This window comes from Mycolicibacterium sp. MU0050 (assembly GCF_963378085.1).
GTDB lineage: Bacteria > Actinomycetota > Actinomycetes > Mycobacteriales > Mycobacteriaceae > Mycobacterium > Mycobacterium wendilense.
Genome location: NZ_OY726395.1, coordinates 804,635 through 820,105 on the forward strand (window position 1 = coordinate 804,635; position 15,471 = coordinate 820,105).

At 68.8% G+C, this 15,471-nt stretch carries 15 protein-coding genes; 11 read left to right on the plus strand and 4 right to left on the minus strand.

What is annotated here, in order from left to right; translation table 11 throughout:
* Positions 1 to 91 precede the first annotated feature (91 nt).
* A complete protein-coding gene (gene serC, locus R2K23_RS03825) occupies positions 92 to 1,210 on the minus strand; it encodes a phosphoserine transaminase (protein ID WP_316514398.1) in 1,119 nt (372 codons plus the stop codon).
* 207 nt (positions 1,211 to 1,417) lie between these two features.
* Here serC and R2K23_RS03830 point away from each other — a divergent pair, with 207 nt between their 5' ends.
* Together R2K23_RS03830 and R2K23_RS03835 are read left to right on the plus strand one after the other, a co-directional pair.
* Positions 1,418 to 2,446 (plus strand): AurF N-oxygenase family protein, encoded by a 1,029-nt coding sequence (locus R2K23_RS03830; protein WP_316514400.1) that lies wholly within the window; start codon positions 1,418 to 1,420, stop codon positions 2,444 to 2,446.
* A 14-nt stretch (positions 2,447 to 2,460) separates the two neighbouring features.
* Positions 2,461 to 4,137, plus strand: a complete 1,677-nt coding sequence (locus R2K23_RS03835; protein ID WP_316514402.1) for a 4Fe-4S binding protein — start codon at positions 2,461 to 2,463, stop codon at positions 4,135 to 4,137.
* Between the two features lie 8 nt (positions 4,138 to 4,145).
* Here the strand turns inward: R2K23_RS03835 and R2K23_RS03840 are convergent, their stop codons facing one another.
* The gene (locus R2K23_RS03840; RefSeq protein WP_316514404.1) at positions 4,146 to 4,610 is read right to left on the minus strand and encodes a VOC family protein; all 465 of its coding nucleotides are present in this window, start codon (positions 4,608 to 4,610) and stop codon (positions 4,146 to 4,148) included.
* A gap of 83 nt (positions 4,611 to 4,693) precedes the next feature.
* Positions 4,694 to 5,812 carry a citrate synthase 2 gene (locus R2K23_RS03845; RefSeq protein ID WP_316514406.1) on the minus strand — a complete coding sequence of 373 codons (1,119 nt, stop codon included), beginning with the start codon at positions 5,810 to 5,812 and terminating at the stop codon, positions 4,694 to 4,696.
* 30 nt (positions 5,813 to 5,842) lie between these two features.
* Between R2K23_RS03845 and pdxH the strand changes: the two genes are divergently transcribed.
* The 7 genes from pdxH (at position 5,843) to arfC (ending at position 10,782) form a co-directional block, all read left to right on the plus strand.
* A complete protein-coding gene (gene pdxH / locus R2K23_RS03850) occupies positions 5,843 to 6,535 on the plus strand; it encodes a pyridoxamine 5'-phosphate oxidase (protein WP_316514408.1) in 693 nt (230 codons plus the stop codon).
* A 19-nt stretch (positions 6,536 to 6,554) separates the two neighbouring features.
* Positions 6,555 to 7,184, plus strand: a complete 630-nt coding sequence (locus R2K23_RS03855; protein WP_316514411.1) for a TetR family transcriptional regulator — start codon at positions 6,555 to 6,557, stop codon at positions 7,182 to 7,184.
* Between the two features lie 127 nt (positions 7,185 to 7,311).
* Positions 7,312 to 8,622: a citrate synthase gene (locus R2K23_RS03860; protein ID WP_316514412.1), complete on the plus strand. Its 1,311-nt coding sequence runs from the start codon at positions 7,312 to 7,314 to the stop codon at positions 8,620 to 8,622.
* A gap of 90 nt (positions 8,623 to 8,712) precedes the next feature.
* Positions 8,713 to 9,075, plus strand: a complete 363-nt coding sequence (locus R2K23_RS03865) for an FKBP-type peptidyl-prolyl cis-trans isomerase (RefSeq protein WP_316514414.1) — start codon at positions 8,713 to 8,715, stop codon at positions 9,073 to 9,075.
* Positions 9,076 to 9,214: 139 nt separating this feature from the next.
* The gene (arfA, locus tag R2K23_RS03870) at positions 9,215 to 10,201 is read left to right on the plus strand and encodes a channel-forming protein ArfA/OmpATb (RefSeq protein WP_316514416.1); all 987 of its coding nucleotides are present in this window, start codon (positions 9,215 to 9,217) and stop codon (positions 10,199 to 10,201) included.
* Positions 10,202 to 10,213: 12 nt separating this feature from the next.
* Positions 10,214 to 10,369 (plus strand): channel accessory protein ArfB, encoded by a 156-nt coding sequence (gene arfB, locus R2K23_RS03875; protein WP_316514419.1) that lies wholly within the window; start codon positions 10,214 to 10,216, stop codon positions 10,367 to 10,369.
* Entirely contained in the window at positions 10,366 to 10,782 is a 417-nt protein-coding gene (gene arfC / locus R2K23_RS03880) for a channel accessory protein ArfC, sunset domain variant (protein ID WP_316514420.1), read from the plus strand. The genes arfB and arfC overlap by 4 nt, the downstream gene beginning before the upstream one ends.
* Positions 10,783 to 10,799: 17 nt before the next feature.
* On the opposite strand, the gene prrA is transcribed toward arfC, so the two are convergent.
* Positions 10,800 to 11,501 (minus strand): two-component system response regulator PrrA, encoded by a 702-nt coding sequence (gene prrA, locus R2K23_RS03885; protein WP_316514423.1) that lies wholly within the window; start codon positions 11,499 to 11,501, stop codon positions 10,800 to 10,802.
* A 264-nt stretch (positions 11,502 to 11,765) separates the two neighbouring features.
* Between prrA and R2K23_RS03890 the strand changes: the two genes are divergently transcribed.
* The gene (locus tag R2K23_RS03890; protein WP_316514426.1) at positions 11,766 to 13,691 is read left to right on the plus strand and encodes an ABC transporter ATP-binding protein; all 1,926 of its coding nucleotides are present in this window, start codon (positions 11,766 to 11,768) and stop codon (positions 13,689 to 13,691) included.
* Positions 13,648 to 15,468 carry an ABC transporter ATP-binding protein gene (locus R2K23_RS03895; protein ID WP_316514427.1) on the plus strand — a complete coding sequence of 607 codons (1,821 nt, stop codon included), beginning with the start codon at positions 13,648 to 13,650 and terminating at the stop codon, positions 15,466 to 15,468. The genes R2K23_RS03890 and R2K23_RS03895 overlap by 44 nt, the downstream gene beginning before the upstream one ends.
* Positions 15,469 to 15,471 lie beyond the last annotated feature (3 nt).

The following is a 15,471-nucleotide window of genomic DNA, read 5'->3' on the forward strand; positions in this document are numbered from 1 at the left end:
GGGATCACCGTGCCGGACCCGCTTGGTGCGGACCTTACTGCAGCCCGATCGTTATCTGGGTGTGACACGCTGGCCGGCGGCCGATTGCGCGCTAAAGCCGCTCGACCACCCAGTCGATGCAGGCCGTCAGCGCGCTGACGTCGTCGGGGTCGACGGCCGGGAACATCGCGACGCGCAGCTGGTTGCGGCCCAGTTTGCGGTACGGCTCGGTGTCGACGATGCCGTTGGCGCGCAGCGCCTTGGCCACGGCGGCGGCGTCCACTTCGTCGTTGAAGTCGATGGTGCCCACCACCTGCGAGCGCAGCGCGGCGTCGGCGACGAACGGCGTCGCGAATGAGGAGGCCTCCGCCCAGGAGTACAGCCGTTGCGCGGAGTCGGCGGTGCGCTTGACCGCCCAGTCGAGACCGCCGTTGCCGTTGAGCCAGTCGAGCTGCTCGGCCATGAGCAGCAGCGTCCCGATGGCCGGGGTGTTGTAGGTCTGGTTCTTGAGGCTGTTGTCGATGGCGATCGGCAGGGACAGGAACTCGGGCACCCACCGCCCGGCGGCGCTGATGGCCTCGACCCGGGCCAGCGCGGCCGGGGACATGACGGCCAGCCACAGCCCGCCGTCGCTGGCGAAGTTCTTCTGCGGGGCGAAGTAGTAGGCGTCGACCTGGTTGATGTCGACGGGCAGCCCGCCGGCGCCGGAGGTGGCGTCGATGACGATCAGCTTGTCGGCCGACCCCTCGGGCCGACGCACCGGTACGGCCACGCCGGTGGAGGTTTCGTTGTGCGCCCAGGCGATGACGTCCACCGAGGGATCGGATTGGGGCGCCGGCGCGGTCCCCGGGTCGGACTTGATCACCACGGGATCCCCGACGAACGGGTTCTTGGCGACCGCCGACGCGAACTTCGCGCTGAACTCGCCGAACGTCAGGTGCAGGGAGCGCTGATCGATGAGGCCGAACGCGGCGGCGTCCCAGAACGCCGTCGACCCGCCGTTGCCCAGGATCACCTCGTAGCCCTCGGGGACCGAGAACAACTCGCGGACGCCGTTGCGCACCCGGCCGACGAGGTCCTTCACCGGGGCCTGGCGGTGCGAGGTGCCGAACAGCTCGGCGCCCTTGCTGACCAGGGCCTGCAGCTGCGCATCGCGCACCTTCGACGGTCCACACCCGAACCGGCCGTCGGCGGGCTTGAGGTGGTCTGGAATCGTCAACTGGTCAGCCATGACCATCAGCGTAGACAGCGTCCGATGGCCGGCGGATGCGGGTTCGGCGCCGAATTTGGGTACTCCGTGAGGAGCACCGGCACGCGGGTCTGGCTATGACGTAGCACACAGCGAATTCCTGGCGATCCGGCTATGGAGTTTTGGCGATACCTGCGGTACCGTTGCTGGACATCAAGCGGCCCGATGTAAACCTCAGGGAGGCTTCACATGGCACGTACGAAGATGATCCGACGCTGGCGTCGCAATATGGACGTGCTGGACGACCAGCCGTACGTCGACATGCTCACCACACTGTCCGAGGGGTCGGTGCGGCGGAACTTCAACCCGTATACCGACATCGACTGGGACTCCCCGGAGTTCGCGGTGACGCCCAACGACCCCCGCTGGGTCCTGACCGACACCGACCCGCTGGGCCGGCACCCCTGGTATCAGGCCCAGCCGCTGGAGCGTCAGATCGAGATCGGGATGTGGCGGCAGGCCAACGTGGCGAAGGTGGGCCTGCACTTCGAGTCGATCTTGATCCGCGGGCTGATGAACTACGCGTTCTGGGTGCCCAACGGGTCCCCCGAGTACCGCTACTGCCTGCACGAATCGGTCGAAGAGTGCAACCACACCATGATGTTCCAGGAGATGGTGAACCGGATCGGGGCCGACGTCCCCGGCATGCCCCGGATGCTCAAGTGGCTTTCGCCGCTCATCCCGCTGGCGGCCGGTCCGCTGCCCATCGTGTTCTTCTTCGGCGTGCTGGCCGGCGAGGAGCCCATCGACCACACCCAGAAGAACGTGTTGCGGGAAGGCCGCACCCTGCACCCCATCATGGAACGGGTGATGGCGATCCACGTCGCCGAGGAGGCGCGGCACATCTCGTTCGCGCACGAATACCTGCGCAAGCGGGTGCCGCACCTGCGGTCGCGTAAGCGCTTCATGCTCTCGCTGCACGTGCCGATCATCATGCGGGTGCTGTGTTCGGCGATCCTGAAGCCACCGCGCAGCTTCTGGCGCGAGTTCGACATCCCCAAGTCGGTCAAGCGGGAGGTGTTCTTCCGCTCCCCGGAGGCCCGGCAGATGCTGTCGGAGGTGTTCGCCGATGTGCGGATGCTGTGTCACGACACGGGGCTGATGAACCCGGTCGCCAAGCTGATCTGGCGCCTGTGCAAGATCGACGGCGCGCCGTCGCGCTACCGCAGTGAGCCGCAGCGGGCCCACCTGCGGGTGGCCGAGCAGATCCCGGCCTAGAGCGCGGAGGCCGGATGCCCCACGTCATCACCCAGTCGTGCTGCAGCGACGGGTCGTGCGTCTACGCGTGCCCGGTGAACTGCATTCATCCGTCACCGGATGAGCCAGGGTTCGCCACCACCGAGATGCTCTACATCGACCCGGACGCCTGCGTCGACTGCGGCGCCTGCGTCAGTGCCTGCCCGGTCGGTGCCATCGCGCCGGCGTCCCGGCTGACCGCGGACGAGCTGCCGTTCATCGAGTTGAACGCCGGCTTCTATCCGCCACGTCCGCCGGGGGAGAAGGTGCCGCCGACGTCCAAGCTGGCCCCGGTGATCCCTGCGCCGCAGGTGCGCACGGGCCGCACTCCGTTGACGGTTGCGATCGTCGGCTCCGGACCCGCGGCGATGTACGCCGCCGACGAGCTCCTCACGCAGCCCGACGTGCGGGTCAACGTGTTCGAGAAGCTGCCCACCCCTTACGGTCTGGTCCGCGCCGGGGTGGCTCCGGACCACCCGAGCACCAAGCGGGTGACCGCGCTGTTCGACCGGATCACCCGGCACAAGGGCTTCACGTTCTTCCTCAACGTCGAGGTGGGGGAGCACCTGCGGCACAGCGAGCTGCTGGAGCATCATCATGCGGTGCTCTACGCCGTGGGCGCGCCGAATGACCGCCGCCTCGACATCGACGGGATGGGGCTGCCGGGAACCGGGACCGCCACCGAGCTGGTGGCCTGGATCAACGGCCACCCGGACTTCACGGACCTGCCGGTACACCTCGACCACGAACGCGCAGTGGTCATCGGGAACGGCAACGTCGCCCTGGACGTGGCGCGCATCCTCACCGCCGACCCCGACGCCCTGGCGCGCACCGACATCGCCGACCACGCGCTGGCGCGGCTGCGGGATTCCCGCCTGCGCGAGGTCGTCATCGCGGCCCGGCGTGGCCCGGCGGACTCGGCCTTCACGCTGCCGGAGCTGATCGGGCTCACCGCGAAGGCCGAAGTGGTGCTCGACCCGGCCGACCAGGAACTGGTGCAACGCGACCTCGCGGCACTGGGCCCGGGCCCGGAGCACCGGCTCACCCGGGCCAAGTTGGAGGTGCTCAGCAAGCTGTCCAGCAGCGATGCCCCGCTGGGCCGCCCGCGCATCCGGCTGGCCTACCGGCTGACCCCGGCGCGGATCACCGGCACCGACCGCGCGGACGGCATCGAGTTCACCGTCACCGGCACCGACCGGCCCCATCGCATCGACGCCGGCATGGTGCTGACGTCCATCGGCTACCGCGGCAAGGCCGTACGCGACCTGCCGTTCGACGACGACGCCGCCGTCGTGCCCAACGACGGGGGCCGGGTGGTGGGGGCCCGCGGGGCCTACGTCGCCGGCTGGATCAAACGCGGACCGACCGGATTCATCGGCACCAACAAGTCCTGCGCGCTGCAGACCGTGCAGCAACTGGTCGCCGACTACAACGACGGGCTGCTCGCCGACCCGGCCGACCGGCCCGGCGCGCTCGCCAAGCTGGTGCAGGCGCGCCGGCCGGAGGTGGTGGACCTGGCCGGCTGGCGGGCCATCGACGCCGCCGAGATCGCCCGAGGCGGCGAGCTGCGGCCGCGCAACAAGTTCACCGACGTGCCGTCGATGCTCGCCGCCGCCGCAGCCGCGCCGAAACCCTCGGTACGGCAACGCATTCTGGCAGGTCTGCGCGGCTGAGACCGGCGCTAGCTGCCCTGCCCCGCGTACTGGCTGAGCTCCTCGGCGCTGACCTCGCGGACCGTCTCGGCCAACGACCACAGGTGGCCGAACGGGTCCTGCACCTGGCCGTACCGGTCGCCCCAGAACTGGTCCTCGGGTGGCATCACCACGGTGGCGCCGGCGTCGACGGCCTGCTGGAAGCGCCGGTCGACTTCGGTGACCTGAAGGTGGATGGTCACCGGCGAGCCGCCGAGGGCCTTCGGGGTGCTCGCTTTCCCGCCGGCCATCTCCGGGAAGTCGTCGTTGAGGAAGATCATGCTGCCGTTGATCACCACGGCGGCGTGGATCAGCTTGCCGTCCTGGCCGGGGATCCGCGCCATCTCGATGGCGTCGAAGGCCTTGACGTAGAAGTCGATCGCGGCGGCCGCGTCGTCGACCACCAGGTGCGGGACGACGGCGGTGTGGACGGCGGAGGCGTCGGGACAAGTCATTCGGGGGCTCCTAGCGTGCGTTGGTGGGCAATGCACGTATACAGACAGCCACCGACACCCAAACTCATCGTGCGACCGGCGGGTCAGCTCTTGGCGACGAGCTCCCAGCCTTCGACCTGCTGCGGGCGCCGCGGCGCCGGTCCCACGTAGATGGCCGCCGGCCGTACCAGCTTGCCCAGGCGCTTCTGTTCGAGGATGTGTGCGCACCAACCCGCCGTGCGGCCGCAGGTGAACATCGCCGGCATCATCTTCGGCGGCACGCCGGCGAAGTCCAGGATGACCGCGGCCCAGAACTCCACATTGGTCTCGATGGGGCGGTCCGGGCGGCGCTCCCGCAATTCGGCGAGCGCCGCCTGCTCGAGTTTGGCGGCCACCTCGTAGCGCGGCGCGCCGAGCCGCTCGGCGGTGGCCCGCAGCACGCGCGCCCGCGGGTCCTCGGCGCGGTACACGCGGTGGCCGAATCCCATCAGCTTCTCGTTGCGGTCGAGGATGCCCTTCACCACCGCGCGGGCGTCGTCGCTGCGCTCCACCTCTTCGATCATGGGCAGCACGCGGGCGGGGGCGCCGCCGTGCAAGGGGCCGCTCATCGCGCCGATCGCACCCGAGAGCGCCGCCGCCACGTCGGCACCGGTGGAGGCGATCACGCGGGCGGTGAACGTCGAGGCGTTCATGCCGTGCTCGGCCGCGGTCACCCAGTAGGCGTCGATGGCCTCCACGTGCCGCGGATCCGGCTCGCCCTGCCAGCGCGTCATGAACCTGGAGGTGACCGTGGGGCACTCGTCTATCACGCGCTGCGGGACGGCGGGTTGATAGATCCCACGCGCGGACTGCGCCACGTAGGACAGCGCCATCACCGAGGCCCGGGCCAGCTGATCGCGGGCGGTGTCGTCGTCGATGTCGAGCAGCGGCGCGTAGCCCCAGATCGGCGCCAGCATCGCCAGGCCTGCTTGCACGTCCACCCGGACGTCGCCGGTGTGGATCGGCAGCGGGAACGGTTCGGCCGGGGCCAGGCCGCGGCCGAACCGGCCGTCGACCAGCAGGCCCCAGGCGTCTGAGAAGGTCACCTTGTCGGCCACCAGGTCCTCGATGTCGACGCCGCGGTAGCGCAGCGCGCCGCCGTCTTTGTCGGGTTCGGCGATCTCCGTCTCAAAGGCGACCACGCCCTCCAGGCCGGGAACAAAATCCGTAGGTCCTGCAGTCATGGTGCCGATTCTCGCACTAGCGTTATGGGGATGGTTGAGCCGGAGGGTGCACGACTGAGAGGGATGCGGGTCGAGTACGGCTCCGTCGAGAAGGACGCCAGCGTGGACCTCGACGTCGACTGGTTGGGTGCCGACCCGTCGACTGGTTGGCTGACTTTGCTGAGGAGCTGGATCGCCCAGGCCGAACAGGCCGGTATCCCCGAGCCCAACGCCATGGTGCTGGCCACGGTGCGCGACGGCCTGCCGGTGTGCCGTTCGGTGCTGTGCAAGGGCGTCGGTGCCGACGGCATCACGTTCTACACCAACTACGAGTCGGCCAAAGCCGCCGAAATTGCCGGAACTCCCTATGCAGCGGTCACTTTCCCGTGGTACGCCCTCGGGCGTCAGGTGCACGTCCGAGGCGCGGTCACCAAGGTGGACGCCGAGGAGACCGCGGAGTATTGGTCCAAGCGTCCGCGGGGGGCGCAATTGGGAGCCTGGGCATCTCGTCAATCGCAGCCCATCGCCTCCCGCGCCGACCTGTTGACGCAGTTCGCCGCGTGCGCGGATCGGTTTGCCGCACTCGAGCAGGTGCCGGTGCCGCCGCACTGGGGCGGCTACCGCATCGCCGCCGACGTGGTGGAGTTCTGGCAGGGCCGGGAGAACCGCATCCACAACCGCATCCGGGTGCTCCGCGCGGACGGGCCGGCCGGGGCTCGCCGCGTGGAGCGCCTGCAGCCCTGAGCGGTTAACATTCTTCGCCGTGGGGGAAATCGGCCGCCCGGGATTGCGGGAGCGCAAGAAGCGGCGTACCCGCGCCACGCTGATCGACGCCGCCGTGCAACTGTGCCTGGAGCAGGGGTACGACAACACCACGGTGGAGCAGATCGCGGCCGCGGCCGAGGTGTCCCCGCGCACCTTCAGCCGCTATTTCCCCACCAAGGACGCCGTGGTCCTGACCCTGCTCGACGAGCTGGTGGAACGCGTCGTCGAGGAGCTGGCGAGGATCCCGTTCGACGTGCCCGTGTTCGAGGCATTCCGCCGCGCCCATGTCAACGTGCTGGGAGGGGTCGCCGCCGGCGGGGTGCCGGGACTGTCCACCGAGCGGATCGTGCTGATGCTGCGGATCGTGAATTCGACCCCCGCGCTCAAGACAGCGGCCACCGACTTCAAGCCGCGTGCCACGCTCGACGCGTTGGCGGAGCGGCTGGGCACCGATGTCGAAGATCGTCGGGTGGCGCTGGTCACCGCCGTCTGGGCCTCGATCATCGTCACCGCGTGCGGAGACCTCGTGGAAGACCGCGACGGCCTCGAACTGGGGCCGGAGCTGATGGTCGAGCGGATCTCCGAGTCCTTCCGACACTTCGTCGAACTCACCGCCGACCTGACCTGAGGATGCGGCCCCGGCAGCGCCGAACCGGCCGTAGAGCAACCCCCCGCAGGCGCACCGCGACGATAGCGACTACCTTTCCTTAGTACAGACAGCACTGTCGCTGCCAACGAGCGCAGAAGGGGTTTCCGTGGCCAGCAACTCGGATCGAGATTCAACCCTCGAAACCGCCACCCTGAAGTACCCGGGTGGAGAGATCGACCTGGAGATCGTCCCGGCGACGGAGGGCTCAGACGGGATCGCGCTGGGGCCCCTGCTGGCGAAGACGGGCTACACCACCTTCGACGGCGGTTTCGTCAACACCGCTTCGACGAAGTCCTCGATCACCTACATCGACGGTGACGCGGGCATCCTGCGGTACCGGGGCTACCCGATCGACCAGCTCGCGGAGAAGTCGACGTTCATCGAGGTCAGCTATCTGCTGATCTACGGCGAGTTGCCCAACACCGAGCAGCTCGAGGAATTCACCACCCGCATTCAGCGGCACACCCTGCTGCACGAGGACCTCAAGCGCTTCTTCGACGGCTTCCCCCGCAACGCACACCCCATGCCGGTGCTGTCCTCGGCGGTCAACGCGCTGTCCGCCTACTACCAGGATTCGCTGGACCCGTTGGACAACAAGCAGGTCGAGCTGTCGACCATCCGGCTGCTGGCCAAGCTGCCGACCATCGCCGCCTACGCCTACAAGAAGTCCGAGGGCCAGCCCTTCCTGTACCCGGACAACTCGTTGACGCTGGTGGAGAACTTCCTGCGGATGACGTTCGGCTTCCCGGCCGAGCCCTACGAGGTCGACCCCGAGATCGTCCGCGCGCTGGACATGCTGCTGATTCTGCACGCCGATCACGAACAGAACTGTTCGACCTCGACGGTCCGGCTGGTCGGCTCCTCGCAGGCCAACCTGTTCACCTCGATCTCCGGCGGCATCAACGCGCTGTGGGGGCCGCTGCACGGCGGCGCCAACCAGGCGGTCCTGGAGATGCTCGAGAAGATCCGGGTCGGCGACGACGATGTGAAGACCTTCGTCAAGAAGGTCAAGAACCGCGAGGACGGCGTCAAGCTGATGGGCTTCGGCCATCGGGTCTACAAGAACTACGACCCGCGGGCGCGCATCGTCAAGGAGCAGGCCGACAAGATCCTGGCCAAGCTCGGTGGCGACGACGAGCTGCTGCAGATCGCCAAGGAGCTCGAGGAGATCGCGCTCACCGACGACTTCTTCATCGAACGCAAGCTCTACCCGAACGTGGACTACTACACGGGCGTCATCTACCGGGCGATGGGCTTCCCCACCCGGATGTTCACCGTGTTGTTCGCGCTGGGTCGGCTGCCGGGCTGGATTGCGCACTGGCGCGAAATGCACGGCGAGCCCAACAAGATCGGCCGGCCTCGCCAGATCTACACCGGCTACACCGAGCGCGATTACGCCGACCTCAGCACCCGCTGAGATTGGGCACGCGCTAACGCCTTTCAGCCAACGGTCCGACGTCGGCGTCGGCTCGCCGCGGAGGCACGCTCGCGGAGTAGGGTCACTGCAATGACGACAAAACCCGAGATCGATTTTCCGGAGGGACCCGCGCCGACCGAGTTGGTCAGCGAGGACCTGGTGGTCGGCGACGGCCCAGAGGCGGTTCCCGGCGGCACCGTCGAGGTGCACTATGTCGGCGTCGAATTCGACACCGGCGAGGAATTCGACAGCTCCTGGGACCGCGGGCAGAGCATCGAATTTCCGTTGCGGGGCCTCATCCAGGGTTGGCAGGACGGCATTCCCGGCATGAAGGTGGGTGGGCGGCGCAAGTTGACCATCCCGCCCGCCCAGGCGTACGGACCGGCCGGCGGCGGGCACCGGTTGTCGGGCAAGACCCTGATCTTCGTGATCGATTTGCTGGGCGTGCGCTGACGCGCGGTCTCGGTCAAGAGCGCGGCGCGGTTGCCGGCCACCTGACTTGCCCTGAATTCGCCTCGTCGTAGGTAGGCCCTGTCCTAGGCTGCAGACTCGCTCGGATGAGCGGGCCTGACAGTGCGAGGATGGAGGTCCCATGTCGGATCCCGACGAGACCCGAACGATCACCGGGTGGGAATCCGCGTCGCGCTTATACCGGCGGCCACCGGGTCTGGGCTGGCTGTTCGCGTTGCTGGTGGTCCCGTTGTTGCTGGGGTTGCTCGGCTGGGGGACCCGCGACAAGTCCGACCCCGATGCGTCGTTCTCCGGTGTCGAGCCGTCGCTGTCGGCCCCCGCGGTGGACGGGCCGGCGGATGCGCCCGGCGCCGGGCTGCCCGGCCTTCCCGCCGCCCTGTCAATCACGCGCAACAGCAACGACATAACGCTGTCCGGCGACCTTCCGAACGCGGCCGCGCGCACCGGGCTGCTGGACCTGCTGGAGTCGATCCACGGCCCGGACGTGAATCTGGTCGACAACCTGCACATCGCCGCGGGGGCGTCCGGGCCGGACCTGACCGGCCTGCAGGGGGTGTTCGCCGCGGCGGTCGACATTCCGGATTTCGGCTGGACGCGCAACGGTGACGCCGTCACACTGACCGGAACCGCCCCCGACGAACAGGTCCGGGACCAGGTCGAAGCGGCCGCTCGAAGCGCGTGGCCGAATGCCAACCTCACCAATCGGATCCGGGTCCCGGGGTCGGCCGCGCCGACACCGGGCGGCGCGTGCGCCGGGCTGCAGGCCGATATCACTGCGCTGCTGAACCAGCCCGTCACCTTCGAAACCGACGGGGCGACACTGACATCGGACAGCAGGCAGATGCTGAGCCGGGTGGCGGAGGAGATCACCGCCTGTCCCGAGGCGCGGATCTCGGTGGACGGCTACACCGACAGCAGCGGCAGCGACGCGATCAACGTCCCGCTGAGCGCCAACCGGGCCAGGGCCGTCGCGGAATTTCTCATCTCCCAAGGAGTTTCGTCTGACCTCGTCACCTGGAACGGGCACGGGTCGGACAATCCGATCGCCGGCAATGACACGCCGGAGGGCAAGGCCCAGAATCGCCGCGTCGAGATCACCGTCAGCTGAGGAGGATTCGCAATGGATTTCGTCATCCAGTGGTTGTGGTGCCTGGTGGCCTTCCTGGCCGGCTCGGGGGTGGCCTGGGTGATCGCCGTGGTGGTGGTCCAGCGCACCAGCGAGGCGGAGGCCTTCGCCGACCTGCCCGGTTCGCGGGAGATCGGGGCGTCGCGATGAACGACGTCAACGGGTGGCTGCTGGCGCTGGCCTTCGCGCTCGGGTTGCTGCTCACCTTCGCATTCATGCTGCGGCGGGTCACCCGAGAGGTCCCGGTGTACGGCCCGCTGGGGCGGGGGCCGAACGTGGACGCGGCTGCGGTGCAGACCCGATCCCGCGCGGGCACCGGGGATTTCGAGATCGCCGACCCGGAACCCTTCGGGACCGGGTCGGTCCGGCTGGCCGCGCCCAGCGGTATCGGCCCGCCGGGGTTCACCATCAAGGGCAACGAGGACTCGATGCTCTATCACACCACCGACAGCCCGTCCTACGAGGCGACCGTCGCCGAGGTGTGGTTCACGACTCCCGCCGACGCCGAGCGGGCCGGGTTCGCGCGCTGGGACGCCAAAAGGCCGGACGACACGAACCAGTAGAGCAGCAGGCGTTGCGGCTACTGCGTGCGCAGCACGAAGCCCACGCCGCGCACGGTGTGCAGCAGGCGCGGGGCGCCCCCGGCCTCGAGCTTGCGCCGCAGATAGCCGATGAACACGTCGACCACGTTGGTGTCGGCGGCGAAGTCGTAACCCCACACCAGCTCGAGCAGTTGGGCCCGGGACAGCACCGCGGTCTTGTGCTCGGCGAGCACCGCCAACAGGTCGAACTCGCGTTTGGTCAGGTCGACGTCGACACCGTTGACCCGCGCCCGCCGGCCGGGGATGTCCACCTCGAGCGGGCCCACCTGGATGGTCTCCGAGGAGAACGTCGCGGTGGCGCCGCGGCGGCGCAGCAGGGCCTTCACCCGGGCGACCAGCTCGGCCAGCACGAAGGGCTTGACCAGATAGTCGTCGGCGCCGGCCTCCAGGCCCGCCACCCGGTCGTCGACCGAACTGCGCGCCGAGAGCACACACACCGGCACGTCGTTGTCCATCGCGCGCAGGGCCGTCACCACGCTGACCCCGTCGAGCACCGGCATGTTGATGTCGAGCACGATCGCATCCGGCCGGGTCTCGGTGGCGCTGCGCAAGGCTTCGGCCCCGTCGACGGCGGTGGATACCTCGAATCCGGACAGCCGCAGCCCGCGCTCGAGCGAGGCCAGCACGTCGGCATCGTCGTCGACCACCAAGACCCGAGGGGAACCCGCAGCACTGTCCATGGGCTCAATTTTGCCTGATCGCTGCCCGCGAACGGCGCAGGCGCTTGACCTCAACGCTTGTTCGGGTTCTACGTTGGGCCCCATGCGCATCCTGCGGGCGGCCCCGACCTCGCAAAACGGTGCGGACGCCGCTGGTCACCAGGCGCGGGACCGGTGCTGTCGCCGTGTCGTGGGAGCATCGGAATTGGAGGTCAGGTGGCGACGTTGATGTCGCGTGGTCGGGTATCGGTAGGGACACACCCGCACAAAGGAGCGACGAGGGAGTTGATTGCACCGCCGCCGCAGCGCATCCGGGGTAGTTCGGATCTGATCCGGCTGCTGCCGTATCTGCTGCCGTACCGCGCGCGCTGGATCACCATGGTGCTCGTCGCGTTGGCCAGCCTCGCCGCGACCATCGCGATCCCGCTGATGACCAAGGCCGTCATCGACGGTCCCGTCCGCAACCAGGACCAGCGTGGCCTGTGGATCCTCGGCACCGCGGCTCTGGCGATCGGCGTCACCGAGGCGGTGCTGTGGTTCATCCGCCGTTGGCTGACCGCCCGCGCGACGATGGGGGTCGAGGCCGACATCCGCAAGGACCTCTACGCGCGGCTGCAGATCCTGCCGATGTCGTTCCACGGCCGCTGGCAGTCCGGTCAGTTGCTGTCGCGGGTGATGAACGACCTGGCCACCATCCGCCGATTCTTGTCCTTCGGCCTGGTCTTCATGCTGCTCAACGGCCTGCAGATCACCGTCGTGACGGCGATCCTGCTGAGCATGTACTGGCCGCTCGGGGTCGTCGTCCTGGTGTCGGTGGTGCCCATCGCGGCCACGGTGCTGCACTTCGAGCGGCAGTTCACCCGGCTGTCCCGACAAGCCCAGGACCAGTCCGGGGTGGTCGCCACCCACGTCGAGGAAGCGGCGCTGGGGGCGCGGCTGGTCAAGGCCTTCGGGCGCGAGGACTACGTCTACGACCGGTTCGACCGGGAGGCCGCCCACCTCTACGACATCCAGGTGCGCAAGGTCGGCGTCTCGGCGCGGTTCTGGACGCTACTGGAGGTCATCCCGAACCTGACGCTGATCGTGGTGCTCGCGTTTGGCGCCTACGCGGCCGGCCACGGCCTGGTGACCATGGGAACGCTGGTCGCGTTCATCACCATGATGTTGTCGCTGGTGTGGCCGATCGCCTCGTTGGGCTTCCTGCTGTCGATGACGCAGGAGTCGATGACGGCCGCGAACCGGATCGCGGAGATCTTCGACGCCCCGCGCGAGATCGACGACGGTCCGGTGACCCGGGGTGTCCGCGGCGGCCGGCTGGAACTGATCGACGTCGGTTTCCGGTTCCCCGAGGACGACGACCGGGAATCCCCCTGGGCGCTGCGGCACGTCAACCTGACCGTCGAGCCCGGGCAGACCGTCGCGTTGGTCGGGGCCACGGGCTCGGGCAAGTCGGTGTTGGTGGCGCTGCTGTCCCGGCTCTACGACGTCAGCGAGGGCCGGATCCTGCTCGACGGCATCGACATTCGCGAGCTGAGCCTGCCCGCGCTGCGCAGTGCGGTCGCGACGGCGTTCGAGGATCCCACGCTGTTTTCCATGTCGGTGGCCGAGAACCTGCGACTGGGCCGCGGCCCCGACAACCCCGCGACCGACGAGGAACTTGCCCGCGCCATCGACATCGCGGCCGCCGACTTCGTCTACGAGTTGCCGTTCGGGCTGGACACCCGGATCGGTGAGCAGGGCATGAGCCTGTCCGGCGGCCAGCGCCAACGGCTTTCGCTGGCCCGCGCCATCTTGGCGGACCCGAGCGTGCTGGTGCTCGACGACACCCTGTCGGCGCTGGACGTGCACACCGAGGCCGGGGTCACCGAGGCGCTGCGGCGGGTGCTGGGTTCGGTCACCGGAATCGTTGTCGCGCATCGGGCCTCGACGGTGTTGTTGGCCGACAAGGTGGCCCTGCTCGAGGTGGTGGACGGCGTCGGCACCATCACCCATACCGGCACGCATTCGGAACTGCTGGCCACGGTGCCGCAGTACCGCGACCTGCTCGCCGCCGAAGACGAGCTGAACGACGATCTCGAATACGCCACCACCTGGGAAGCCGACGCCCAGTGGGACCGGCTGAGCCACCGCCTGCTCGAGCAGGCCGACGGGCGGCAGGAGGTGAACGATGCGGGAGACGGTTTGGCGCGGCCGGCTCGACGAGAAGTCTGACGACGACTCGCCGATCGACGAGAAGCTGCCGCGGCGGCGCGAGGCGCGGGAACTGCTGTTCTCGCTGCTGCGTCCGTTCCGGGTCACGGTCGCGGTGCTCGCGGTCATCGTGGTGGTGGAGAATGCGGCGCGGCTGTCGGTGCCGCTGCTCGTTCAGCGCGGCATCGACCACGGCATCCCACCCATCGCCGAGGGCGGCTCGGCCCGCGAACTGGCGCTGGTGGTCGCGGCGCTGTGCGCGGTGGTCACCGTGCAGGCCGTGGGCCGGATGGTGTTCCTGCTGCGCTCCGGGCAGGTAGGGCAGAAGGTGCTGCTGGAACTGCGCCGCCGGGTGTTCCGCCATTTCGGTCGCCTTGATGTGGCCTTCCACGACCGCTACACCTCCGGGCGGGTGGTCAGCCGGTCCACCAACGACATCGACGCCATCCAGGAGTTGTTGCAGAACGGGTTCGACAGCCTGGTCACCGCGGTGCTGACGCTGTTCGGCACCGCCGTGCTGCTGATCGTGCTCGACTGGCGGCTGGGCCTGATGTGCCTGGTGGCCTTTCCCATCCTGGTGTTGCTGGCGGCGTGGTTCCGCACCGAGTCCGCCAAGACCTACCGCGAGGTGCGGGACAGCGCCGCGCTGGTGATCGTGCAGTTCGTCGAGACCATGACCGGCATCAAGGCGGTGCAGGCCTACCGGCGCGAGGAGCGCAACCAGGAGATCTTCGACGGTGTCGCCGACCGTTACCGGGACATCAACGAGAAGACCTTCAAGCTGGTCGCGGTCTTCATGCCCGGGGTGAAGCTGGTCGGCAACATCACCACCGGCGTGGTGCTGCTCTACGGCGGCTACCGGGTGCTGCAGGGCGACATGACGATTGGCACCCTGACCGCGTTCCTGCTCTATCTGCGGATGTTCTTCGAGCCCATGCAGGAGATCACCCAGTTCTTCAACACCTTCCAGTCCGCGTCGTCGGCCCTGGAGAAGCTGGCCGGGGTGCTGGCCCGCCCGCCGGCCATCGCCGACCCGCCGCGGCCGGTGGCGCTGCCGCGGGCGCGCGGTGAGGTCACCTTCGACGGCGTCGAGTTCGAGTACGTCCCCGGCCGGCCGGTGTTGCCCGGACTCGAGTTGAGCGTTCCCTCGGGGCAGACGGTCGCGTTGGTGGGGACCACCGGCGCGGGCAAGACCACCATCGCCAAGCTGATCGCGCGGTTCTACGACCCCACCGCCGGGGCGGTCCGGCTCGATGGGGTCGACCTGCGGGACCTCGCGCAGGACGAACTGCGCCGCCACGTCGTGATGGTCACGCAGGAGAACTTCATGTTCTCCGGCACCGTGGCCGACAACATCCGGTTCGGCCGGCCCGGCGCCTCCGACCCCGAGGTGGTCGCGGCCGCGGAGGCCGTCGGCGCCGACCGGTTCATCGCGACGTTGCCCGACGGCTACGAGACCGACGTGGCCAAGCGGGGCGGCCGCCTGTCGGCCGGGCAGCGGCAGCTGATCGCCTTCGCCCGAGCGTTTCTCGCCGACCCCGCGGTGCTCATCCTCGACGAGGCGACGTCCTCATTGGACATCCCGAGCGAGCGCATGGTGCAGCGCGCGCTGCGCACCGTGCTGGCCGACCGCACCGCGTTGGTGATCGCACACCGGCTGTCCACGGTGGAGGTGGCCGACAGGGTGCTGGTTCTCGAGCACGGGCGGGTCGTCGAGGACGGCGCGCCCGTGGAACTCATCGCCGGGGACGGCCACTACGCGGCGTTGCACGACGCCTGGTTGCGGTCGTTGGTGTGAGTC